General features: G+C 72.6%; 18 protein-coding genes and 1 riboswitch. Of the genes, 9 read left to right on the forward strand and 9 right to left on the reverse strand.

Features of this window, described 5'->3' with window-relative positions:
• Window positions 1–3 precede the first annotated feature (3 nt).
• Together QSJ33_RS05505 and mtnP are read right to left on the reverse strand one after the other, a co-directional pair.
• Window positions 4–459 carry a hypothetical protein gene (locus QSJ33_RS05505; RefSeq protein WP_285723560.1) on the reverse strand — a complete coding sequence of 152 codons (456 nt, stop codon included), beginning with the start codon at window positions 457–459 and terminating at the stop codon, window positions 4–6.
• Complete coding sequence (gene mtnP / locus QSJ33_RS05510) at window positions 459–1,331, reverse strand: S-methyl-5'-thioadenosine phosphorylase (protein WP_285723561.1); 873 nt, start codon at window positions 1,329–1,331, stop codon at window positions 459–461. The genes QSJ33_RS05505 and mtnP overlap by 1 nt, the downstream gene beginning before the upstream one ends.
• Window positions 1,332–1,378: 47 nt before the next feature.
• Window positions 1,379–1,572, forward strand: a riboswitch (cobalamin riboswitch).
• A gap of 87 nt (window positions 1,573–1,659) precedes the next feature.
• On the opposite strand from mtnP, the gene QSJ33_RS05515 reads away from it, so the two are divergent.
• Genes QSJ33_RS05515 through QSJ33_RS05530 form a run of 4 tightly spaced genes read left to right on the forward strand, consistent with a single transcriptional unit; the run spans window position 1,660 to window position 6,240 of the window.
• Window positions 1,660–3,705 carry a TonB-dependent receptor plug domain-containing protein gene (locus QSJ33_RS05515; RefSeq protein WP_285723562.1) on the forward strand — a complete coding sequence of 682 codons (2,046 nt, stop codon included), beginning with the start codon at window positions 1,660–1,662 and terminating at the stop codon, window positions 3,703–3,705.
• Entirely contained in the window at window positions 3,705–4,532 is an 828-nt protein-coding gene (locus QSJ33_RS05520; protein ID WP_285723563.1) for an ABC transporter substrate-binding protein, read from the forward strand. Before QSJ33_RS05515 ends, QSJ33_RS05520 begins: the two co-directional genes overlap by 1 nt.
• Complete coding sequence (locus QSJ33_RS05525; protein WP_285723564.1) at window positions 4,529–5,515, forward strand: FecCD family ABC transporter permease; 987 nt, start codon at window positions 4,529–4,531, stop codon at window positions 5,513–5,515. The genes QSJ33_RS05520 and QSJ33_RS05525 overlap by 4 nt, the downstream gene beginning before the upstream one ends.
• Window positions 5,512–6,240: an ABC transporter ATP-binding protein gene (locus tag QSJ33_RS05530; RefSeq protein ID WP_285723565.1), complete on the forward strand. Its 729-nt coding sequence runs from the start codon at window positions 5,512–5,514 to the stop codon at window positions 6,238–6,240. Before QSJ33_RS05525 ends, QSJ33_RS05530 begins: the two co-directional genes overlap by 4 nt.
• Window positions 6,241–6,292: 52 nt before the next feature.
• Here the strand turns inward: QSJ33_RS05530 and QSJ33_RS05535 are convergent, their stop codons facing one another.
• The 3 genes from QSJ33_RS05535 to QSJ33_RS05545 are packed head-to-tail and all read right to left on the reverse strand — an operon-like array spanning window position 6,293 to window position 9,148.
• On the reverse strand, window positions 6,293–7,555 hold the full coding sequence (locus QSJ33_RS05535) for a cation:proton antiporter (RefSeq protein ID WP_285723566.1): 1,263 nt from the start codon (window positions 7,553–7,555) through the stop codon (window positions 6,293–6,295).
• Window positions 7,552–8,517: a carbon-nitrogen hydrolase family protein gene (locus QSJ33_RS05540; protein WP_285723567.1), complete on the reverse strand. Its 966-nt coding sequence runs from the start codon at window positions 8,515–8,517 to the stop codon at window positions 7,552–7,554. The genes QSJ33_RS05535 and QSJ33_RS05540 overlap by 4 nt, the downstream gene beginning before the upstream one ends.
• A gap of 1 nt (window position 8,518) precedes the next feature.
• Complete coding sequence (locus QSJ33_RS05545; protein WP_285723568.1) at window positions 8,519–9,148, reverse strand: GNAT family N-acetyltransferase; 630 nt, start codon at window positions 9,146–9,148, stop codon at window positions 8,519–8,521.
• Window positions 9,149–9,219: 71 nt separating this feature from the next.
• Between QSJ33_RS05545 and QSJ33_RS05550 the strand changes: the two genes are divergently transcribed.
• A complete protein-coding gene (locus QSJ33_RS05550) occupies window positions 9,220–10,350 on the forward strand; it encodes a glycosyltransferase family 2 protein (protein WP_285723569.1) in 1,131 nt (376 codons plus the stop codon).
• A gap of 142 nt (window positions 10,351–10,492) precedes the next feature.
• Here the strand turns inward: QSJ33_RS05550 and QSJ33_RS05555 are convergent, their stop codons facing one another.
• Both QSJ33_RS05555 and QSJ33_RS05560 read right to left on the reverse strand, forming a co-directional pair.
• Window positions 10,493–11,671 carry a hypothetical protein gene (locus tag QSJ33_RS05555; protein ID WP_285723570.1) on the reverse strand — a complete coding sequence of 393 codons (1,179 nt, stop codon included), beginning with the start codon at window positions 11,669–11,671 and terminating at the stop codon, window positions 10,493–10,495.
• Between the two features lies 1 nt (window position 11,672).
• The gene (locus QSJ33_RS05560) at window positions 11,673–14,162 is read right to left on the reverse strand and encodes an ATP-binding protein (protein WP_285723571.1); all 2,490 of its coding nucleotides are present in this window, start codon (window positions 14,160–14,162) and stop codon (window positions 11,673–11,675) included.
• Between the two features lie 137 nt (window positions 14,163–14,299).
• Between QSJ33_RS05560 and recA the strand changes: the two genes are divergently transcribed.
• Entirely contained in the window at window positions 14,300–15,358 is a 1,059-nt protein-coding gene (gene recA, locus QSJ33_RS05565) for a recombinase RecA (RefSeq protein ID WP_285723572.1), read from the forward strand.
• A gap of 136 nt (window positions 15,359–15,494) precedes the next feature.
• Window positions 15,495–16,454 carry an isopenicillin N synthase family dioxygenase gene (locus QSJ33_RS05570; RefSeq protein WP_285723573.1) on the forward strand — a complete coding sequence of 320 codons (960 nt, stop codon included), beginning with the start codon at window positions 15,495–15,497 and terminating at the stop codon, window positions 16,452–16,454.
• Here the strand turns inward: QSJ33_RS05570 and QSJ33_RS05575 are convergent.
• Window positions 16,451–17,725 (reverse strand): tetratricopeptide repeat-containing S1 family peptidase, encoded by a 1,275-nt coding sequence (locus tag QSJ33_RS05575; protein ID WP_285723574.1) that lies wholly within the window; start codon window positions 17,723–17,725, stop codon window positions 16,451–16,453. The genes QSJ33_RS05570 and QSJ33_RS05575 overlap by 4 nt on opposite strands.
• A 46-nt stretch (window positions 17,726–17,771) precedes the next feature.
• Complete coding sequence (locus tag QSJ33_RS05580; RefSeq protein WP_285723575.1) at window positions 17,772–18,953, reverse strand: hypothetical protein; 1,182 nt, start codon at window positions 18,951–18,953, stop codon at window positions 17,772–17,774.
• Between the two features lie 106 nt (window positions 18,954–19,059).
• Here QSJ33_RS05580 and moaA point away from each other — a divergent pair, with 106 nt between their 5' ends.
• Both moaA and QSJ33_RS05590 read left to right on the forward strand, forming a co-directional pair.
• Window positions 19,060–20,064, forward strand: a complete 1,005-nt coding sequence (gene moaA / locus QSJ33_RS05585) for a GTP 3',8-cyclase MoaA (RefSeq protein WP_285723576.1) — start codon at window positions 19,060–19,062, stop codon at window positions 20,062–20,064.
• Window positions 20,065–20,081: 17 nt separating this feature from the next.
• Entirely contained in the window at window positions 20,082–21,077 is a 996-nt protein-coding gene (locus tag QSJ33_RS05590; protein WP_285723577.1) for an isoaspartyl peptidase/L-asparaginase, read from the forward strand.
• Window positions 21,078–21,101 lie beyond the last annotated feature (24 nt).

Raw genomic sequence — 21,101 nt, forward strand, 5'->3', positions numbered from 1 at the left:
GCCTCACCCCAGGGGCGTCTCCTCCGGCGCCACGCGGGGGCCCTCCGTGAACCCCTCCTCCCGCATCTTCACGGCGTCCTGGTAGGCGGCGAGGACGGCGGTGCGTATGCGGAGGTACGAGGTCTCGGTGACCTTGGTGTTGAAGGTGAGGGTGGCCACCAGGTAGTCCCGGCCGTCGGGCATGGTCTGGGGGGCACTCACCTGGACCTGGGGGGGCATGATGGCGCAGGAGCTGCCCTCCCGCAGGCGGGCGGAGAGGGCGTCGCACCAGGCCTGGAGCTGGGGCGTGAGGGCGAGGCCCTGGGCCGGGGAGGCCACCATCACCCGGCCGTAGAGGGTGAAGAAGAGCCGCAGCTGGGGCGGGTCGAAGGAATGGTTCAGGTAGCCCGACATGCTGGCGATCTGCTGGAAGTCCTTGAGCAGGGCCTGGAGCTTGGGGCTGGGCTGCAGCTGGGCCATCAGCGCTTCCCGTAGCCGTACTTCGAGACCAGCAGGTCGAGGCGACGGCGCGCATCGATCGAGACGTGCTCCGGGGCGGTGAAGAGCGCGGCCTTCAGGGCCTCCCCGCAGGCGCAGGGGCGCGGGGCACCCACCAGGTCGGGCACGGTCGCGCGGAGCAGGGCCTGGGCCTTGTCCACGTTGGCCTGCATGACCTCCAGCACCGAGGCCGCGTCCACGGCCTCCTCGCCCTCCCGCCAGGCGTCGTAGTCGGTGACCAGGGCGATGCAGGCATAGCAGAGCTCCGCCTCCCGGGCGAGCTTGGCCTCCGTCACCTGGGTCATGCCGATGAGGTCCGCCCCCCAGCTCTGGTGCAGGCGGCTCTCGGCGCGGGTGGAGAAGGCGGGGCCTTCCATGCAGACGTAGGTGGCCCCGTCCTCGAGCGGCAGGCCCAGCCGCCGGCCCGCGGCCATCAGCGCCTCCGACAGGTGCGGGCAGGTGGGCTCGGCGAAGCCCACATGGGCCACCAGCCCCCCGCCGAAGAAGGAGTCCTGCCGCAGCTTGGTCCGGTCCACGAACTGCCGGGCCAGGCGCAGGTCCCCGGGCCGGTGGCGGGCCTGCAGGCTGCCCACGGCCGAGACGGAGACCAGCCGCTCGACGCCCAGGAACTTCAGGGCCCAGAGGTTCGCCCGGTAGGGCACCTCCGTGGGCGTGAAGCGGTGCCCTTCGCCGTGCCGGGCCAGGAAGGCCACGGGCGCGCCGTCCAGGGTGCCCAGGTGGACGGGGCCCGAGGGATCCCCGAAGGGCGTCTGCACCAGCTCCGTCCGTTCCAGGGCGAGGCCGGCCATCCGGTAGAGTCCACTGCCGCCGAGGATGCCGATGGGTGCCTTCATGAGGTCATTCTACTTGCCTCGGGGCCGTCGCCGTGGAAACCTCAGGGTTCTGACATCGCGTGCTGGATGTTCGGGAAGCAGGTGAGACTCCTGCGCTGCCCCGCAACGGTATGCACCACGCCCTTCCAGGCGTGAGACCCCAAACCCGAGCCACTGGGAATCGTCCCGGGAAGGCGAAGGGGGCGCCGCAAGGCCCCGGTCGCGTGCGAGCCCGGAGACCGGTCCACCACCTCAACCCCCTGTCGCGGGCACAGGCCGGGCCATGGTCCCCCACCACTCGAACCGGGGATCCGCCCATGCTTCCGCGGCTTCATGCGTGGAGGCATGAATGGGTCCCTCGAGGCTCACCTTCGTCCTGGCGGCCCTGTCCGCCCTTTCCCTTGCCGGCGCGGCCGACCCCGCCCCGCCGGCCCCCAAGGCGCCCCCCGAGGCCACGGTCACCGTCAGCGCCGAGGCCGCGCCCGTGGCCGTGACCCGCACGCCGGCGCCGGTCTTCATCCTCGAGGCCCAGGAGATCCAGCGCCTGGGTGTCCGCACCCTGGCGGACCTGATGGCCGCGGTCCAGCCCGGCGCTGTCATGCCCACCGGGGACGCCGGCGCCCAGACCTCCGCCTTCCTCAACGGGACGCTCAGCCGCAACGTGGTCGTGCTGCTGGATGGCGTCCGCCTCAACGATCCCACGGCCCTGAGTCCCGACCTCGGGGCCCTCAGCCTCACGGGCATCGAGCGGGTGGAGCTGATCCTGGGCCCCGCCTCCGTCCTCTACGGCAGCGATGCCATCGGCGGCGTCATCGCCCTCACCAGCTTCGGCCGCGGCGGCGAGGGCACCCACGGCCAGGCGGGCCTGAAGGGCGGCACCGACGGCCTGCGGGGCGCCTCGGCCCGGATCCAGGTGGCGGGCGGCGCGGGCTGGCTCAGCGCCGGCGGCGAGGCCCTCCGCCAGGCCAACGGCTTCCCCGGCGACACCTACCACCAGGCCGGGGGCTTCCTGCGGATGGGCGCCCGGCTGGGCGCGGCGGACCTCACGGCCTTCTACCGCAATGCGGGACAGACGGCCTCCATCCCCTTCACCACCACGGGCTGGCCCTCCATGCGCACCTACCAGCCGGACCGGGAGACCCACGCCCGCCAGGAGAGCTGGGGCGCCAGCCTGCGCTGGCCCCTGGGCCCCACCCTCCTCCTGGAGGACACGCTGCAGGCCCTCTCCGGCAGCACGGGGGACCCCGTAGATCTCGCCCCCCGCCAGCAGGTGCTCCGCGACTTCCGGCGGACGGAGGACCAGCTGTCCCTCCACTGGACCCCGGCGCCGGGCATTCGCCTCTCGGGCCGCCTGGAGGGCCGCGTGGACACCAGCCATGCCCGGAACTACTACGACCCGGACACTTTCGCGGCCACGCCCTACCGCGGCGAGGGGCACGACCTGGCGGGCGCGCTGGAGCTGCGCTGGACGCTGGCGGAGGGCCTGGACTGGGTGGCCGGCCTGCGGCGCGACGGCGCCCACCGGGACCTCACCCGCCTGGACACCGGCGCCCGGACCCGCGTCGGCAGCGCCGAGGCGGGCACCTGGCGGACGGGACTGAACTGGACCCTTGCCCCCGCCCTGCGCCTCTACGCCAGCGCCGGCCAGGGATTCCGGGTGCCCAACACCGTGGAGTTCACCCTCAACGCCCAGGCCGCGGCCCAGGACGGCACGGCCTACCCCCTGCTTCCGGAGCGCAGCCGCACCGTGCAGATCGGCGCCACGGGCCAGTTCGGCGGGCACTGGGAGTACCGCCTGGAAGCCCAGCGCACCCGCATCTCCGACCTGCTGGCCTACGTCTACGACACCAGCTTCGCCTTCCCGCCCCTCTTCACCTCCCACTACGCCAACCAGGGCGGCATCCGGGCCCAGGGCGTGGAGGGGGCCCTGGGCTGGCGCGGCGGCGGCGATCTGGCGTACGGCTGGGACCTCGTCCTCCGCAGCCAGGAGACTCGCGACCTGGACCACAACACGGACGCGGACCGCTTCGGGGCCCAGAACACGGCCATCCTGAGGCATCCCTTCTTCACCGCCGCCGCCTCGGCCTTCGTGCAGGGCGCCGCCTGGCGGGCGGACGTGCGACTGGCCCAGGTCGGCCCCCGCTACGACGTCAACGACACCACCTACGCCGTGATGTCCACCGGGAAGCCCTACCGCGAGCTCGCGCTGGGCCTCTCCTGGGATCCCCGGCCCGACCTGACCCTGGCCCTGCGGGGCGAGCACCTGCTCCAGCCGCGGCAGACCGTGGAGGACTGGCGCTCCGGCCGCTACGATGGCAACGGCGACGCGGCCCTGGTCTACGGCTTCCCGGCGCCCTTCCCCCGCTGGACCCTCTCCGCCACCTGGAGGTACTGATGCGCCGGCTGCGGCCGCTCCTCCTGCTCGCCATCCTGCTGCCCCTCGCCGCGGCTCCGCCGCGGCGGGTGGTGAGCCAAACCGTGGGCACGGACGAACTGCTGCTGGCCCTGGCGGCCCCGGGCCAGATCGCCGCCCTCAGCAACCTGGGCCGCGATGCCCGCTACAGCCCCGTCGCCGGGGAGGCCAAGGGCTATCCGACCCTGAAGGACAGCGATGCCGAGAGCGTCCTGTCCCACCATCCGGACCTGGTGCTCGCCGCCAGCTACACCCGCCCCGAGACCCTGGCCCTGCTCCGGCGGGCCGGGGTCCGGCTGCTGGTGTTCGACCACTTCGACACCCTGGAGGACGTCTACGCGGACCTGCGCCTCCTGGGGCGCGAACTGGGCCGCGAGGCGCAGGCCGAAGCCCTCATCGCCCAGTGCCGGACGCGCGTGGCGGCCCTGGCCAGGCGCCTCCAGGGCGTGCGTCCCGTGCGGGTGCTGGCCGCCAGCATCTACCCCTTCACCGCCGGCGCGGGCACCACCTTCCAGGATCTCTGCGACCACGCCGGCGCCCTCAACGTGGCCGCCGAGGCGGGCCTCCGGGGCCACCAGCCCACGCCCACGGAGCGGCTCCTCACCTGGAACCCCGAGGTGCTGGTGGCCGACGACGAGCCCGCCCTCCGGGAGCGCCTGGCCCAGATCCCCTCGTACCGCCTGCTGCCCGCCTTCCGGGCCGGGCGCCTGGTGCTGCTGCCGGGGCCGCTGATGTCCAGCGTCTCGCACCACCGCATCGACGCCTATGAGCAGCTGGCCCGGGCCCTCCACCCGGAGCGCTTCCGGTGAAGGGCCGGGGGGCCCTCCCGCTGCTGGCGCTGCTCCTCGTGGCGGCCTTCCTGGCCTCCCTGGCCTTCGGCGAGCTGCGGCTGTCCCCGATGCAGGTGCTGGATGCCCTCTTCGGCCGGGGGGACGAGCTGACCCGCACGGTGATCTGGGACTTCCGCCTGCCCCGCACCCTCGTGGGGCTGGCCGCAGGCGCGGCGCTGGCCGCCAGCGGCACGGTGATGCAGGCCTTCTTCCGCAACCCCCTGGCCGACCCGGGCCTGCTGGGCGTCAGCAGCGGCGGGGCCCTGGGTGCCGTGGCCGTGCTGGCCCTCGGCCCCTCCCTGGGCCTCGCCGCCGCCTCCCTCTGGACCCTGCCGGTGGCCTCCACCGTCGGCGCCTTCGGCGCCACCGGGGCCGTGATGATGCTGGCGGAACGCGGCGCCAGCACCGAGCGCCTGCTGCTCTCCGGCGTGGCCCTCAACGCCCTCCTGGGGGCAGGCACCAGCTTCCTCCTCACGATCACCGCCGGCCACTTCGAGGTGAACGCCCAGATCCTCTTCTGGCTCATGGGCGGACTCGAAAACCGCAGCTGGGAGCATGTCTGGATGGGGGTGCCGGTCATCGCCCTGGGCTGCGCCCTCCTGCTGCCCCTGGGCCGGGGCCTGAACCTGCTGAGCCTGGGCGAGCAGAGCGCCCAGAGCCTCGGCGTGGACGTGCATCGCCTGCGCCGGAAGCTCATCGTGCTGGCCACGGTGCTCACGGCCCTGGCCACGGCCACCGGCGGCATCATCGGCTTCGTGGGCCTGGTGGTGCCCCACGTCCTGCGCCTGGTCTGGGGCCCCGACCACCGCCGGCTGCTGCCCGCAGCCATGCTCGGGGGCGGGACCTTCCTCCTGGCCTGCGACCTGGTGACCCGCCTCTTCCCCATCGGCCTCCGCCTGGGTGTCGTCACCGCCGTGGTGGGCGGCCCCTTCTTCCTTTGGCTGCTGCGGAGGCCCCGGTGACGGCCGCCCTCCAGGCCGCCGCGCTCTCGGTCCCCGGCCGGCTGGAGGACGTGTCGCTGGACCTGGGTCCCGGGGAGCTGGTTGCCGTGGTGGGCCCCAACGGCGCCGGCAAGTCCACGCTGATCCAGGCCCTGGCGGGGCTCCTCCCGGCTGAGGGTCAGATCCGATGGAATGGACAGCTCCTGTCCGAGATCCCCTTCCAGGAGCGGGGCCGCCGGCTCGCCTGGGTGGGGCAGGAGGCCCTGTTCGACTTCGCCTTCCCCGTGCGGGACGTGGTGGCCCAGGGTCGCTACGCCTGGGACGATGATCCGGCGGGCGTGGTCGAAGCCCTGACCGCCATGGATCTCGTGCCCCTGGCGGACCGTCCCGTGACGCAGCTCTCCGGCGGCGAACGCCATCGCGTCATCCTGGCCCGGGCCCTGGCCACGGCGGCCCCCCTCCAGCTCTGGGACGAGCCCGTGGCCCAGCTCGACGTGCGCCATGCCCTGGAGGTCTACCGCCTGGCGCGGCACCTCGCCGAGGCCGGCGGCACCGTGCTGGTCAGCCTCCACGACATCCGCGCCGCCTACCGGTTCGACCGGGTGCTGGTCCTCGACCACGGCCGGCTCGTGGGCAACGGGGACCCCCACGCCATCCTCACCGCCGGGCTCATCCGCGCCGTGTTCCGCGTCGAGGCCACCTTCGTGACCTCCCTCGTGCCCGAGCTGCCCGTGGATCCGGCCTGAACCTTGGCTCAGGCTCCGGATGGTTCGATCCACCGCGGGGAATGCGGAGGCCTCAGACCACCCCTTTCAACGCGCCGCGGCCCTTCCTTCCCATTACCCAGCTGAGCCCCACGGGCCCGACCAGGGTGGTGAGCAGGAGGGCGCCGATGATGCCCGCCTGGAGCTCGGGGCCGAGCAGGGGTTGGCCCCCGAGGCTGAGCTGGGCGCCGGTGGCCACGAACACGAAGCCCACCTCGCCCCGGGGCACCATCCCCCAGCCCACCACGGCCGCCCGGAAGCCGCGCCCCGCGCCGAAGCCGGCCACCCACTTGCCCAGGATGCCCAGGGCGGCGAGCACGGCAGCGAAGAGCAGCGTCTGCGGGGCGAACAGCGCCGCGGGATCCACCCGTGCGCCCATCACCACGAAGAACACCGGGGCCAGCGTCGTCACGAGGGGATGGACCAGGGCCTCGAGGGTGTGGGACTCCCGGGCCTCCAGCACCTCCACATGGGTGGGCTCGAGGATGAGGCCCGCGGCGTAGGCGCCGACGATGGGCGCCAGTCCCGCGAGGTTCCCCAGCCAGGCCAGGAGGAAGGCGAACCCGAGCCCGAGGGGGAGGAGCAGTTGCTCGCCGCGGAAGCGGCTGGCGAGGTGGAAGAGGTAGGGGGTCGTGCGCCGGCCCAGGGTGAGGGCCAGGGCCAGGAAGGCCAGGGCCAGGCCGAGGGTCCGCGCCAGGTTCAACCAGGGCATCGCCCCGCCCGTGGAGGCCGCCGCGGCCAGGCCGCTCACGGCCACCAGCACCAAGAGGCCCAGCACGTCGTCGAGGACCGCCGCACCCACGATCACGCGGCCTTCGGGCGAGGCCGCCGCGTGCTTCTCGCGCAGCACCTGGGCGCTGATCCCGATGGAGGTGGCGCAGAGGCAGGCCCCGATGAAGAGGTCCACCACCCAGGGCACGCCGGCGGGCAGGAGCCAGTGGGCCCCGAGCAGCCCCGCGAGCATCGGCACGAGGACGCCCACCGTGGCCACCCGCAGGGAGGGCAGGCCCACCCGCATCATCTGGGGGACGGTGGACTCCAGGCCCACGGCGAACATGAGGACGATGACGCCCAGGTTCGCGAGCACGCCCACGGGTTCCGAAGCGCCCACCTCGGGGAAGCGCGGGAACGCCTGGTGCAGCCCGGCCAGGACCAGGCCGGCGCAGAGCTCGCCTGCCACCGTGGGGAGCTTCAGGCGCAGCGCCACCTCGCCGCCCACCTTGGCCGCCAGCCAGACCAGGGCCAGGAGCAGCAGGGTGCCCGCGAAGGGGTCGACGACGAGCAGGGCGAGGGTCATCGGGCCCGCTCCGTGGTGCCGGGTCCGGGGTCGGACCAGGGGAGGTGATGGATGAGGATGCGTCCGTCGAAGGCGACGTGGAGCCCATCGCGGGCGGCATCCTGGTGGTTCAGCACGGAGCCCCGAGCCCGGGCCTGGTCGAGGAGGGCGAGGTCGATGTCGCCCACCAGCACCATCTCGGAGTTCGCGGCGGCCTCCGTGGTGATGCCGTCCATGGGGAAGGGGAAATCCGAGGGGGTGTAGATGCCGCTCTGGGCGTACTGGGCGGTGAGGTCGGTGATGAGCGGCAGGCTGCCCACGGTGCCGGCGGTGGCCACGTAGATCTGGTTCTCCACGGCCCGGGCCCGGGCGCAGGTGGTCACGCGGGTGTAGCCCCGCCGGTCGTCCGTGAGGTAGGGCACCAGCAGCAGCTGGACGCCCTGTTCCGCCTGGACCCGCGCCACCTCGGGAAACTGCACGTCGTAGCAGATGGAGACGCCCATCCGCCCGAAGTCCGTCTCGATGACATGGATCTCATGGCCTGGCTCGAAATGCCAGACGTTCCGCTCGGTGGGGGTCAGGTGCAGCTTGGGCTGGTGGACCGGGGCATGGCCCGGCACGAAGATCGAGGCCACATTCTGCAGTTTCCCGTCCACGAAGGCCGGATGCGTCCCGGCCACGATGATCCGGTCGTACTTCCGGGACATGCGCTGGAAGAAGGCCTCGAAGGGCTCGGTGAACCGCTCCGCCAGGACCCGCATGGCCTCGGCCGGGGCGAACCCGCCGGGGAGGCAGCTGAGCAGCTGGACGGCCAGGAGCTCCGGGAACAGGATCACGTCCGCGTCGTAGTCGTCGCCGACATCCACGTAGTTCTCCACCTGCTGGGCGAAGGCGTCGAAGTCCGCGACGGGACGCAGGCAGTACTGGATGCCGCAGACCCGCACTGGGCGGGACATGAAGGGGGTCGGGGCCTTGAACCGCATCTCAGAGCTCCAGGAGGATGAGGGCCGCATGCCCCAGCGTTTCGTGGTCGGGCGCATAGTCCCGGAGCAATCCCAGCACCCGGAAGCCCACCTGAACCTGCTTCGAGAGGGTGGGATCGAACATCCGCCCCGCCACCACCGCCTCCAGGTAGGCTTCCGGCGTGAGCGTGGCGGCGTGCCGGTGGTAGCCCGGAATCCGCGCCCCGGCCACGAAGGCCCGGCAGCCGAGCCGCCGGCCGAGGGCCAGCCGGGCCTCGTAGAGCAGACGGCCCACCCCCCGGCCCTGCCAGGCCGGATCCACCGCGATGTTCACGCCGTAGAGGACCTCCCCGGCCGGGTCATGGGTGGCCAGGGAGCCGGCTCCGGTGATCCCGGACCAGGTGTGGGGGGCCAGGGCGAGCTCCCGGGAGATCCTCAGGGTCGTGGAGGTCCCGATGAGGCCGGCCCCCGCCTCGGCGACCATCTGCCCCTCCGGGAACCGCTCGAGGTGGCGGCGGAGGTTCCCCGCTCCCCACACCGCCTCGGGCCCGTGGGGTGGCGGATAGACCCGGCGCATGAGGTCCTGGATGGCGGGAATGTCCTCGACCGCCCTGGGGCGCACGATGGGGGACACGGCAGGAAGATCGGGCATCTCGCTCCTGGGGCCGGTGATTGTCCAGGATAACCCACGGCCCCGGCCCTCCCGGCCCGCTAGCCTGGAGCATGTCCTGGATCGACGCCGCCGCCTGGTCCTCCGCCATCCTGCTGCTGGCGGGGCTGGTGCTCCTGCGGCGGCACTGGTCGCGGCTGCCGGCCCTGGAGGACGATCCCCCGCTGCCCGCGGATCCGCCCACGGTGTGCCTCTGCATCCCCGTCCGGAACGAAGTCCGGGAGCTGCCCGCCGCCGCGGATTCCTGGCTGGCCCAGGACTATCCGGCCCTTCGCATCGTCGCGGTGGACGACGGCTCCACGGACGGCAGCTCCGAGGTCCTGCGAGCCCGGGAAACCGCGCGGCCCGATCGCCTTCGGGTGCTCCGCAACGACCACCTCCCCCCCGGCTGGCTGGGGAAGAACCACGCGCTCCACCTGGCCTCGGAACAACCCGAGGCCCGGGCCGCGATCTGGCTCCTCTTCGCGGACGGGGACGTGCAGGCCTCGCCCTCCCTGCTCCGGCGGGCCATGGCCTTCGCGCTCCGGCAGCCCACGGACATCCTGGCCCTCATTCCGGCGGTGGACGTGGGGTCGCCCGGCGAGCGGCTGGCCCTGCCCCTCGCCGCCTCGGCCTTCCTGGTGCTGGTGCCGCCGCACCGCGTGCCCGATCCCCGCCACCCGGCCTTCTGCGGGGTGGGCGGCTTCACCCTCGTGCGCCGCGCGGCCTACGATGCCGTCGACGGCCATGCCGGCGCCCCCCTGGAGGCCGTGGACGACATGATGCTGGCTCGCCGGGTAAAGCAGGCCGGGTTCGTAAACCGCGTGGCCCGGGGCGGCCCGGACCTGCACCTCCGCATGTACCACGGCCTCTGGGACGTGGTCCGCGCCATGCGGAAGAACACGGCGGCCCTGCCCATCTGGTGGACCATCCCCGTCGCCCTCCCCGTCCTGATGGCCGTGGGCCTCTCGCCCCTCTGGCTGCCCTTCGCCGGACATCCCGCCCTCGCTCTGCTCCTCTGGCTGTTGGTGCCCGCCCTGGCGGGGGACGTGCAGCAGCGGATCACGGGCCGCCCCATGGACCTCATCTGGGCCCTGTGGCCCCTGAACGCCTTCCCTCTCGGCTGGGGCACGGCCTGGGCCTTCGCGGACCGCCTGCGCGGCGTGAACCACTGGCGGGGCCGCGAAGTCCGGCTCCGCCCCTGAAGCATCAAGGCCCCCCACGAAGGACACGAAGGGAAGCCAAGGCCACCAAGACGAACAAGGTGGGCACCTGGTCCCTCTCGTTCATTCGTGTGCTTCGTGCGCCCGAAGGGCGCCTTGGTGCCCTTCGTGGAGGACTTTCGCCTCAGGCGCCCTCGAAGAGCTTCAGGGTCTCGTCCAGCTTCCGGAGGGTGGCCAGGATGCGGAAGGGCTCCACGGCGATGTAGTCCACGGCCCCGGCGGCCACGGAGTGGTGCCGCTTCTTGGCCTCGTCCTCCTCGGTTCCCAGCAGCAGGATGGGCAGGGTGCAGCCCTCCTTCTGCACCAGCTGGCGGCAGAGGTCCAGGGCCCCGGTGAGGCGGAGCTGGTTGTGGATGAGCACCATGCGGACGCGGCCCCAGCCCTCCCCCCCGCTGACCGGGGCGATCTGCGCCTTTACGGGCCCCTTGATGTAGTCGAGGGTCACGAGCCCGAACTTCCGGCCCATGGCCTCCCCCAGGCGGCGGGCGAAGTCCTCGCGCTCGGTGAGCAGGAGCAGCACCGGATCGCGGTCCACGAGGAGCCGGGCCGAGGGGAGGGCCGCCCCCTGGACGGACCGCTCGAGGGACTCCTTGAACCCCCGCGGGCTGAAGGCCTCGCGGTCCTGCTGGGCCTGGAGGCGCTGCTGGTCCTGGATCCAGGCGCGGTAGCGCTCCAGGAGTGCGCCGTCGGCCTGCTTGGTGAACCGGAGGCCCACCAGGTTCTCGCCGAAGTAGGCCACCGTCGTGGGTGCGCGCAGCCGCAGGTTGGCCGCCAGGGGCACGTCGAGGAGGGACTCCTCGCCCATGCGGAGGAGCTCCCGGACGTCCTGCTTGCTGTTGCGGAGGACCAGCTCCAGGCCCTCCTCCCCGAAGCTCTGGACCAGGCCGTCGATGAGGGCGTTCCGGGTGTTGGTGAAGGTGGCCACCTGATTCTGGGCGGCGAAATCCGGGATGAAGTCCGCCAGGCGGTGCATGTCCGAGCGCCGCAGCACCCGCGGCACGGTGGCGAGGCAGGCCTCCACGCCCTCCATCACCTCCCGGCCCACATGGGCCACGACGCACTCGTACTCCAGGCCGCGGTCCTTGAACTTCAGGGCCAGGCTGTCGCCGGGCTCCAGGCCCCAGGCGGCGATGGCCTCGTGCTCCATGCGGAAGGCCAGGCGTTCGCCATCCTCCGTGAGGATGGGGAAGCTGCCCCGCTGGTCCTGGAAGGCCACGCCCAGGCGCGCCCCTTCCACGCAGAGCCGCTGCAGCACCATGCGGATGGCGACATCCTCCTCGACGAGCGCGGCGGAACGGGCCATCTCAGTCCTCCACCGGCGGCAGGGCCCCGACGGGAAGCCAGCGGGACAGGGCCCGGCGCAGGTCGTCCATGCGCACGGGCTTGGGGATGTAGTCGTCCATGCCCGCCTCCAGGCAGCGCTCCCGGTCGCCCACCATGGCGTTGGCGGTCATGGCCACGATGGGGAGGCGCCGGCTGCCCCGCTCCCGTGCGCGGATGCGGCGCGAGGCCTCGAAGCCATCCATCTCGGGCATCTGGCAGTCCATGAGCACCAGGTCGTAGGACACGCCGACGAGGGCGTCCAGCGCCTCCAGGCCCGTGGCGGCCACGTCGGCCTCGATGCCCAGCTTGGCCAGCATCCGCTCGGCCACGCGCTGGTTGACCAGGTTGTCCTCGGCGAGCAGCACCCGCACGGTCACGGGGCCCTCCGCCTCCCCCGCCTCCCGCTCGCGTACGGTGCCGGTCCCCGCGCCGACGCCGGGTTCCACCAGGGCCCGCAGCTGGGCCGGGGAGACCGGCAGCGACAGGAAGGCGGGGATGCCCCGGGCCCGGGCCGCCTGCCGCAGCTCGGGCTGGTAGAGCGGACCGGCGAAGGCCAGGCCCTCCTCGGGCTCCCGGCCCTCCGGGAGGGTGTCCAGGGCACCCGCCCCCAGGATGGTCAGCGTGCCGGTTTCGGGGAGGATCGCGCCCCCCCGGCCGACGGCCTCCCGGATGGCGGCCTCCAGGCCCCAGGCGCGGAGCTGCTCGGCCATGACCCGGGCCGAGGCGGGCGGCAGGCCGATGAGCTCGACCCGGCGGACGGCCGGCTGGACGGGAACCGCGGCGGCGCGCTGTCCCAGGCGGACCGTGAACCAGAAGGTGCTGCCCTCGCCGTGGACGCTCTCCACGCCGATGCTCCCGTCCATGAGCTCCGCCAGCTTCTTCGAGATGGCCAGCCCCAGGCCCGTGCCGCCGTACTTCCGCGTGGTGGAGCTGTCGCCCTGGAAGAAGGAATTGAAGAGCCGGTCCACCACCTCGGGCCGCATGCCGATGCCGGTGTCGCGGATCTCGAAGCGGAGAAGGACGCCCTCCGGCCCCGAGGACACGGGCGCCACGCGCACCTCGACGGCACCCTCGGCGGTGAACTTGAGGGCGTTGTCCATGAGGTTCGTGAGGATCTGGCGGAGGCGGCCGGGATCGCCGGCCACCAGCGGTGGGGTTGCCGGGTCCACGAAGGCGGCCAGCTCCACCCGCTTGGCGTGGGCCTTCACGCCCAGCACCGCCATGACGTCCTCCAGCACCGCGAAGAGGTTGAACTCCAGCGTCTCGAGGGCCAGCTTGCCGGCCTCGATCTTCGAGAAGTCGAGGATGTCGTTGATGAGGGTGAGGAGGGATTCGCCGCAGGAGCGCACCGTCTCCGCGTACTGCCGCTGTTCCGGCTCCAGGGGCGAATCCAGCAGGAGGCCCGTCATGCCGATGATCCCGTTCATCGGCGTGCGGATCTCGTGGCTCATGTTGGCGAGGAACTCGCTCTTCAGGCCCGACAGCTCCAGGGCCTTGTCCCGGGCCTCGGCCAGCTCCCGGTTGGTGCCCTCCAGGGCCCGGGCGGCCTCCTCCAGCTTCATCTGGGCCCGGCGCCGGTCCGTGATGTCGTGGTACTGCCACAGGTGGCCCAGGTCGTCCCCGCCCACCACGATGGGCACGAAGTCCCGGGAGAGGATCCGCCCGTCCACGAGGCGGATCTCCTCGCCGATGACCGGGGTCCGCTGCTCCAGCAGCTCCGCCTGCCGCCGCTCGAAGGCCTCCGGCTCCTCCAGCAGGGGCCGGCACTCGTCGAGCAGCTCCTGGGCCTCGCTCTCCACCAGCACATGTGCCGGGACGGGAATCTGGAAGAGCCGGCAGAACTCCTCGTTCAAGAGCGCGATCCGGCGCCCCTCGGTCTCCACGAGGATGCCGGCCTGCATGTTCTCGATGAGGGCCCGCAGGCGCGAGGTGGCCATCCGCAGGACCAGCTCCGCGTGCTTGCGCTCGGTGATGTCGTTGAGGGTGCCGGAGACCCCCACCACCAGACCCGACCCGTCCAGGGTGATGCGCTGGTACAGCTCCACCCAGCGCACCTCTCCCGCCTTGGTGGAGAACCGGAATTCCCCCTGGAGGGCCTTCTGCCCCGTGTCCAGGGCGTAGGTGAGCATGTTCAGGTACCGCGGCTTGTCCGCGGGATGGAGGTAGCCGAGGAAGGGCGTCCCCAGGCTCTCCGTCACCTCGAAGCCCGTGAGCTGGGTCCAGGCCGGGTTCAGCAGGGACCAGAGGCCGTGGCGGTCGATCTGGAAGAGCACCTCCTTCAGGTGGTCCACGAGCACCCGGTAGCGCTCCGCCTCCAGCCTCGACGCCTCGCACCGCTCCCCCGCCGCCTGGAGGAAGGCCTCCCAGGCCGGCCCCTCCGGCAGGGCGATGCCGGAGGCCTCCAGGGCCCGGAGGGGGCCGTCGAAGGGGGAGAGTCGGGGCGGCGTGGAGGCGGAGGGGTCGTTCGGCATGCCCCCCTCTCTTCGGGCGGGGGCGCTTCCGACCTTTGATCGGCACCGCGGCTATGCTGGTCCCCCGGCGCCCGGAAGATTTTTCTTGTTTTTTTCGCTTTTTGCCCCATTCTTAGGTTCCGCCCCCTGGAGGACCCATGGCCGCCACCGAGCACGACGACCGCCTGAAAGCCCTGACCCGCACCGTCGCCGACATCGAGCGGGCCTTCGGCAAGGGCTCCATCATGAAGCTCGGGGACCGCATGGCCGGCGCCGAGGGCATCGACGTCATCAGCACCGGCTCCATCGCGCTGGATTCGGCCCTGGGGGTGGGTGGTGTGCCCAAGGGCCGCATCGTGGAGGTCTACGGCCCCGAGGCCAGCGGCAAGACCACCCTGGCCCTCCACATGGTGGCCCAGGCCCAGAAGAAGGGGGGCCTCGCCGCCTACATCGACGCCGAGCACGCCCTGGATCCCGAGTACGCCAAGAAGCTGGGCGTGGACGTGGACAACCTCTTCATCAGCCAGCCGGACAGCGGCGAGCAGGCGCTGGAGATCTGCGACCAGCTCGTGCGCAGCGGCGCCCTGGACATCATCGTGGTGGATTCCGTGGCCGCCCTGGTGCCCAAGGCCGAGATCGATGGCGAGATGGGCGACAGCCACGTGGGCCTCCAGGCCCGGCTCATGAGCCAGGCCCTGCGGAAGATGACCGGCACCATCAGCAAGACCCAGTCCTGCGTGGTGTTCATCAACCAGATCCGCATGAAGATCGGCGTGATGTTTGGCAACCCCGAGACCACCACCGGCGGCAACGCCTTGAAGTTCTACGCCTCCGTGCGCCTCGACGTCCGCAGCATCCAGAGCATCAAGGGCAGCACGGGCGATCCCCTCGTGGCCGCCAAGGACGAGGACTCCTCCGTCATCGGCAAGAAGACCAAGGTCAAGGTCGTGAAGAACAAGGTGGCGCCCCCGCTGAAGATCGCGACCTTCGACATCATGTACGGCGAGGGCATCAGCCGCACCAGCGAGCTGGTGGAGCTGGGCACCCAGCTCGAGATCATCCAGAAGAGCGGCTCCTGGTACAGCTACAAGGACAGCCGCCTGGGCCAGGGCGCCGAGAACGTGAAGAAGCTCTTCACCGACAACCCCGAGCTGGCGGACGAGATCGAGGGCCAGATCCGCGAGCGGCTCGGCCTGAAGGCCCTCGTCGAGGCCTAGGAACCCCATCCAGTCGCCTCCCTTGGAAGGGGAAGGCAGGCGGCGGCGCCCCCCACGGGTCGCCGCCGCCCATGCGTACGGGGGACTCGCCTGTCGCGACAGGTGGCTACACTGGCCGTTCCCCTCCGGAGGCCCCATGTCGCGTTCCGCCTTCCAGGTCGAGACCGTCCACCTCACCCAGTTCGAGGCCGGCGAGGCCCGGGACCGCGCCGACTTCGTGCGCCGCCTGGGCGACAGCCTGCGGGACACCGGCTTCGTGAAGGTGGCCGGGCACCGGGTGGAGGCCGCGGACATCCGGGGCGCCTACGACGCGGCCCGGGCCTTCTTCGCCCTTCCCGAGGGCACCAAGCGCCGCTACCTCCTGGAGGGCTCGGGCGGGGCCCGGGGCTTCACCCCCTTCGGCAGCGAACATGCCAAGGACAACCCCGTGGGCGACCTCAAGGAGTTCTGGCACGTGGGCCAGGAGCTGCCGTCCGGCCACCCCCTCCAGGCCCTCTACGGGGAGAACCTCTGGCCCGAGGCCGAGGTGCCCGGCTTCAGGGCCCACACCCTCGCCCTCTACCGCGCCCTGGAGGCCTGTGCCGGCACCCTGCTGGAGGCCCTGGCCCTCTACCTCGGCCTGCCCGAACGCAGCCTGGCGGACATGATCGTGGACGGCAACTCCATCCTGCGGATCATCCACTACCCCGCCCTGCGGGACCGGTACCTCGAAGGCGGCGTCCGCAGCTCCGCCCACGAGGACATCAACCTCATCACCCTCCTGCCCGCGGCCACCGACGCGGGACTGCAGCTCCAGGACCGCGAGGGGAACTGGCACGCCGTGGACGCCGGGGCGGGCGAGATCGTGGCCGACGCCGGCGACATGCTGAGCCGGCACGTGAACCTGAAGATCCCCAGCACCACCCACCGCGTCGTGAACCCCGACAGCCCGGACGCCGTGCGCTACTCCATGCCCTTCTTCTGCCACCCCCGGCCCGACGTGGTGCTGGACTGCCCGGACCAGCTGCTGGCCCCCGGCGAGGCGCGGCGCTTCCCGCCCATCACCGCCCACGCCTTCCTCCTCCAGCGCCTGCGGGAGATCGGGCTCATCAACTAGGGCCGAGCGGGCTGGCGCCGGGAGACTCGCCGCAGGACCCGGCGCAGGCGATCCACCAGGGGCGAGTCCCATTCCACCAGCCTCCGCAGGACGTCCTCGGCCTCGGCCCGGCGGCCCAGGTGGGCCTGGGCGGCGCCGTAATCCAGCCACAGCTCCTGGGAGAGGGGCCGGTAGCGCAGGGCCACCTCGAGCACCTCGATTTCGGCCCGCCAGTCCTGCAGCTTCCGCTGGCACTGGGCCAGCCGGATCCAGCCCTCGGCCTCATCGGGGCGGAGCACCAGCCCCTTCCGGAAGGCCGTCGCCGCGGCGTCGAACCGGAGGGCATTCAGCAGGGTGCTGCCCAGGTTCAGCCAGGCCAGGGCATAGTCCGGGCGCAGCTTCAGGGCCTCGTCGAAGGCGTGCTCGGCCTCCACGAAGCGGTTCTGGGCGTCCAGCGCCACCCCCAGGTTGTTCCAGACCCGGGCCTCCGGACGCAGGGCGAGGGCCCGCCGGTAGGCCTCGACCGCCTCCTGCACGCCGGTCCCGCCCGCCCCGCCGCCGCGGATCTCCCGGCGCTCGGCCTGATCCAGGGCCAGGCCCAGGGCGAACCAGGCATCCGGGCTCCCGGGCTCCGCAGCCACCCAGGCGCGGGCGGCGGGCTCCCACTCGGCCGCATTCCGGGGATCCTCGGCCAGGGCGGCGAGGTAGTCCTCGGCTTCCGTGAAGCCGGTCCTGAGGGGCCGGCCCGGCGTCTCGGCCGGCAGACCCTCCAGGGCCTCGAGCCCCGAGATCGAGATGGCGAAGCTGAGCCGGGGGCTCCGGGCCGCGGTGAAGGTGGTGAGCCCCAGGAGGCGCCCCCGGGCATCGAAGAGGCCGCCGCCGCTGGAGCCTGGATGCGTCTCCACATCGGCCTGCAGCAGCCAGCCATCCCGGTAGTGCCAGATCGCGCGCAGCCGCCCCTGGGAGACCACGGGCCCGTGGCCGCCGGGGAACCCGAGGGCGAAGACCGGCGCCCCGGCCGCCAGGTTCCCGCCGCCGGCCTCCGCGGGGGGCAGCGGCAGGCCCGGCACCGTGAGGAGGCAGAGGTCCAGGTCCGGGTCCACCCGGATGGCCGTGGCCCTCCAGGTCACCCCGCCCTGGCTCACGAGAATGGGGCTGCCGCCCGCCGCCACATGGGCATTGGTGGCCACGAGCCCCGGGGCGACGACCACGCCCCCCCCCACCCGGTCGAGTTCCCCCTGGGGCAGCCGGGCCCGCACCTTCACCAGGCTGGCCCCGGCCTGGATCGCCACCGGGGCGGGCGCCTCCTGGTGCGGGAGTGCGGCCGGGAGCAAGGGGCTAGTCCCCGTCCTGCATGCCGAGGCCCGCGCCCTGGAGGTGCCGGGGCAGCGACGGGACCGGCTGGGTGGCGAATCCGCCGGCCGGTGCGGCTGGAGCCTTGGGCTGTGGGCGTCCACCCTGGGCCTGCATGGCCTTCATCTGCTCCCCGGTGGCGAAGCACTCCAGGCGGGCCAGCTGCTCGGCGTCGGGGAACCCCTCGTGCCGCACGCGACGGGGACCCCAGATCTCCACCAGCTCGCCCCGGATCTCCGAGAGGCGCGGCAGGGACTGGCGCCAGTAGATCCCCAGGGGTTCGCCCTCGGCGGTGGTGAAGGCCACCAGGTCCGCCTCGGGCAGGAGGGCCGGGGCGCCGGCCACCCAGGTGGCCACCGTGAGGGACTTCCCCTGCTGGGTCTTGAGCAGGCCCACCGGGGCGGGCCGGCCCAGGGCCGGATCCAGGTCGCGCTCCTGGGTGCGGATGGCCTCCAGCTGGTCGAGCTGCTTGAACTCGCGCTGGGGGCCGGACATGGGATGGGGTTCCTGGATCCGGGCGGGGACGAGGTGCTCGCCGATGCGCTCCAGCACCGCAGCCTGCAGCAGGGGTGCCCCCTCGGAGAGGGCCTTGCCCACGGCCTCCATCAGCTTGGGCAGCAGGACCTGGGGGGCCGCCAGCAGGAGGCCCGGGGTGGGGATGGCGAGGAAGGGATGCTGGTCCCGGAAGAGGCCGTCCCACACCTCCGGAAGCAGGAGGCGCGCGGCGTCGTGGCCGTCGTGCCAGGGTCCCCGGTAGATGCCCGAGGGCAGGCGCTCGAAGGCGCCCTCCGTGCGGTGCCGGAGGTTCTCCAGGGCCAGGTCGTGGACCTCGGTCTCGGACTGGTCCCAGAGCCGCATCCAGGCCGCGGGCACGGCCATGTCGTCCAGGCGGACGCGCTGGAAGAGCCCTTCGACGAAGAGGCGGTGCCACCGGCCCTCCCGCTCAGCGCGCCAGGCCGGCACCAGCTCGGGAAAGAGCCGGTCCTGGACCTCCTCCCAGGGCGGCGGCAGGGGCAGGCCGGCCCGGTGGGTCACCGCCACGGCCTCGGCCCAGCTCTCCCGCCCGGGGGCATCCCGGTGGGCCTCGAAGGCCGGCACCAGGGCCTCCAGTCCCGGCAGGTCGGCGGGCAGGCCCCGCGCCTCCAGGAGGTCCGCCAGGGTCGGCAAGGGCCCCTGGGGAGCGCGGTTGAGAAATCGGTCGAAGAAGCCCATCGCGGATGATCCAGACGAAACAATCCATTCTGACCCATGAAGTGAATTTATGCTTGGAGGAATGGAGCCGCTGGACACCCTCGGCCGCCCGCTCCGGGCGCTGCGCCTGTCGGTCACCGACCGGTGCAACTTCCGCTGCACCTACTGCATGCCCCGGGAGGCCTTCGGCCCCGACCATGCGTTCCTGCCCCGGGAGGCCCTCCTCACCTTCGAGGAGATCGCCCGGCTGGCACGGATCTCCGCAGGCCTGGGCGTCACCAAGCTCCGGCTCACGGGGGGCGAACCCCTGCTGCGCCGGGAGCTGCCCGCCCTCGTGCGGATGCTGACCGCCCTTCCGGGGGTGGACGACCTCGCCCTCACCACCAACGGGGCCCTCCTGCCCGAACTGGCGGCTCCGCTGAGGAACGCGGGGCTGAAGCGGATCACCGTCAGCCTGGACACCCTGAACCCCGACCGGTTCCAGCGGATCAGCGACACCCAGATCCCCCTCTCGCAGGTGCTGGCGGGCCTCGAGGCGGCGCGGGCCGCGGGCTTCGGTCCCCTCAAGCTGAACTGCGTGGTCCAGCACGGCGTGAACGACGACGAGATCCTGGACCTCGCCGCCTTCGCCCGGGAGGCCGGCCACAGCCTCCGCTTCATCGAGTTCATGGACGTGGGCACCACCAACGGCTGGCGTCTGGATTCCGTGGTGGGAGCGGAGGAGATCCGCCGCCTCGTCCACGGCAGGTGGCCCCTGGAGCCGGTGGACGACCCCGCCGGCGCCGTGGCGCGCACCTGGCGCTACCGCGACGGGAAGGGCGAGCTGGGCCTCATCGCCTCCGTGACCGCCCCCTTCTGCCGGGGCTGCGATCGGGCGCGGATCTCCGCCGAGGGGCGCCTCTACACCTGCCTGTTCGCGGGAGACGGGCTGGACCTGAAGGCCTTCCTGAGGGGCGGCCACAGCGATGCCGATCTGGCCGCCCTCCTGGCCTCGCGCTGGACGCGGCGCGACGACCGGTATTCCGAACGGCGCCGGAGCCAGACCCCGGGGCTGCCGAAGGTCGAGATGTCCCACATCGGCGGCTGAGCCGCCCGGAGCAGACCATGTCCCTCATCCCGCGCCTCGTGCCCCTGTTCCTGGCCTCCCTGCTGGCCGCTGCGCCCGCCGCGGTCGTCCACGGGGGGGCCGGCAGCCCCCGGGCCCGGAAGGATGGCACCGATCCCGCCGCGGCGAAGGCCCTGGCCGTGCTGAAATCCGGTGGCAGCGCCCTGGACGCGGCCCTGGCGGCCGTGGTGGTGCTGGAGGACGACCCCCGCTTCAACGCCGGCACCGGCGCCAACCTCCGCATGGACGGCAGGACCATCCAGATGGACGCGGCCTGCATGGACGGCAGCTCCGGCGCCTACGGGGCCGTGGCCGCCATCGAGCGGGTGAAGAACCCCGTGCTGGTGGCCCGCAGGGTCATGGACACGCCCCACCTCCTCATCGTGGGCGAGGGCGCCACGCGCTTCGCTCGGGCCATGGGCTTCCCCGACTACGACCCGACCTGCGCCGAGAACCGGGCCAAGTTCGAGCGCGTGAAGGCCATCCTCACGGGGGCCCAGCCCGGCGAAGAGGAGGCCTGGAAGCGGTTCGACTGGCGGAAGGCCTGGAACTTCCCGAACCCCATCCCCGCCGAGCTGAAGGCGGCCCTGGGCCCCTCGGACACCGTGGGTTGCGTCACCCGCGATGCGAAGGGCCACTACGCCGCCGCCATCAGCACCGGCGGCACCACCATCACCTTCTACGGCCGGGTGGGGGACGTGCCCATGTACGGCGCCGGCATCTACGCCGGGCCCCTGGGCGCCGTGGCCTGCACGGGCAACGGCGAGGACATCATCAAGCACCTCATGGCCAAGACCGTCTACGACCTGCTCGCGAAGGGCGTGCCGCCCCAGCGGGCCGTGGACCGGGCCCTGCGTGCCTTCCCGCCCCGCATCGACCTCGGCCTCATCGCCATCGGTCCCCGCGGCACCGGCGGCGGCTGCAACTATTCCCCCGAGAAGCAGGCCTACGTCACCGACTACCGGCACCAGATGGCCTGGAGCGTGGCGGAGTAGGGACCAGGCCCGGGGGGGGGGACA

This window comes from Geothrix rubra, assembly GCF_030268065.1.
Taxonomy (GTDB): domain Bacteria; phylum Acidobacteriota; class Holophagae; order Holophagales; family Holophagaceae; genus Geothrix; species Geothrix rubra.

Excerpts from the sequence above, each read along its gene's own strand:
- QSJ33_RS05505 (WP_285723560.1), bottom strand. The coding sequence starts at position 459 with ATGGCCCAGCTGCAGCCCAGCCCCAAGCTCCAGGCCCTGCTCAAGGAC.
- mtnP (WP_285723561.1), bottom strand. The coding sequence starts at position 1,331 with ATGAAGGCACCCATCGGCATCCTCGGCGGCAGTGGACTCTACCGGATG.
- QSJ33_RS05515 (WP_285723562.1), top strand. The coding sequence starts at position 1,660 with ATGGGTCCCTCGAGGCTCACCTTCGTCCTGGCGGCCCTGTCCGCCCTT.
- QSJ33_RS05520 (WP_285723563.1), top strand. The coding sequence starts at position 3,705 with ATGCGCCGGCTGCGGCCGCTCCTCCTGCTCGCCATCCTGCTGCCCCTC.
- QSJ33_RS05535 (WP_285723566.1), bottom strand. The coding sequence starts at position 7,555 with ATGACCCTCGCCCTGCTCGTCGTCGACCCCTTCGCGGGCACCCTGCTG.
- QSJ33_RS05540 (WP_285723567.1), bottom strand. The coding sequence starts at position 8,517 with ATGCGGTTCAAGGCCCCGACCCCCTTCATGTCCCGCCCAGTGCGGGTC.
- QSJ33_RS05545 (WP_285723568.1), bottom strand. The coding sequence starts at position 9,148 with ATGCCCGATCTTCCTGCCGTGTCCCCCATCGTGCGCCCCAGGGCGGTC.
- QSJ33_RS05550 (WP_285723569.1), top strand. The coding sequence starts at position 9,220 with ATGTCCTGGATCGACGCCGCCGCCTGGTCCTCCGCCATCCTGCTGCTG.
- QSJ33_RS05555 (WP_285723570.1), bottom strand. The coding sequence starts at position 11,671 with ATGGCCCGTTCCGCCGCGCTCGTCGAGGAGGATGTCGCCATCCGCATG.
- QSJ33_RS05560 (WP_285723571.1), bottom strand. The coding sequence starts at position 14,162 with ATGCCGAACGACCCCTCCGCCTCCACGCCGCCCCGACTCTCCCCCTTC.
- recA (WP_285723572.1), top strand. The coding sequence starts at position 14,300 with ATGGCCGCCACCGAGCACGACGACCGCCTGAAAGCCCTGACCCGCACC.
- QSJ33_RS05570 (WP_285723573.1), top strand. The coding sequence starts at position 15,495 with ATGTCGCGTTCCGCCTTCCAGGTCGAGACCGTCCACCTCACCCAGTTC.
- moaA (WP_285723576.1), top strand. The coding sequence starts at position 19,060 with ATGGAGCCGCTGGACACCCTCGGCCGCCCGCTCCGGGCGCTGCGCCTG.
- QSJ33_RS05590 (WP_285723577.1), top strand. The coding sequence starts at position 20,082 with ATGTCCCTCATCCCGCGCCTCGTGCCCCTGTTCCTGGCCTCCCTGCTG.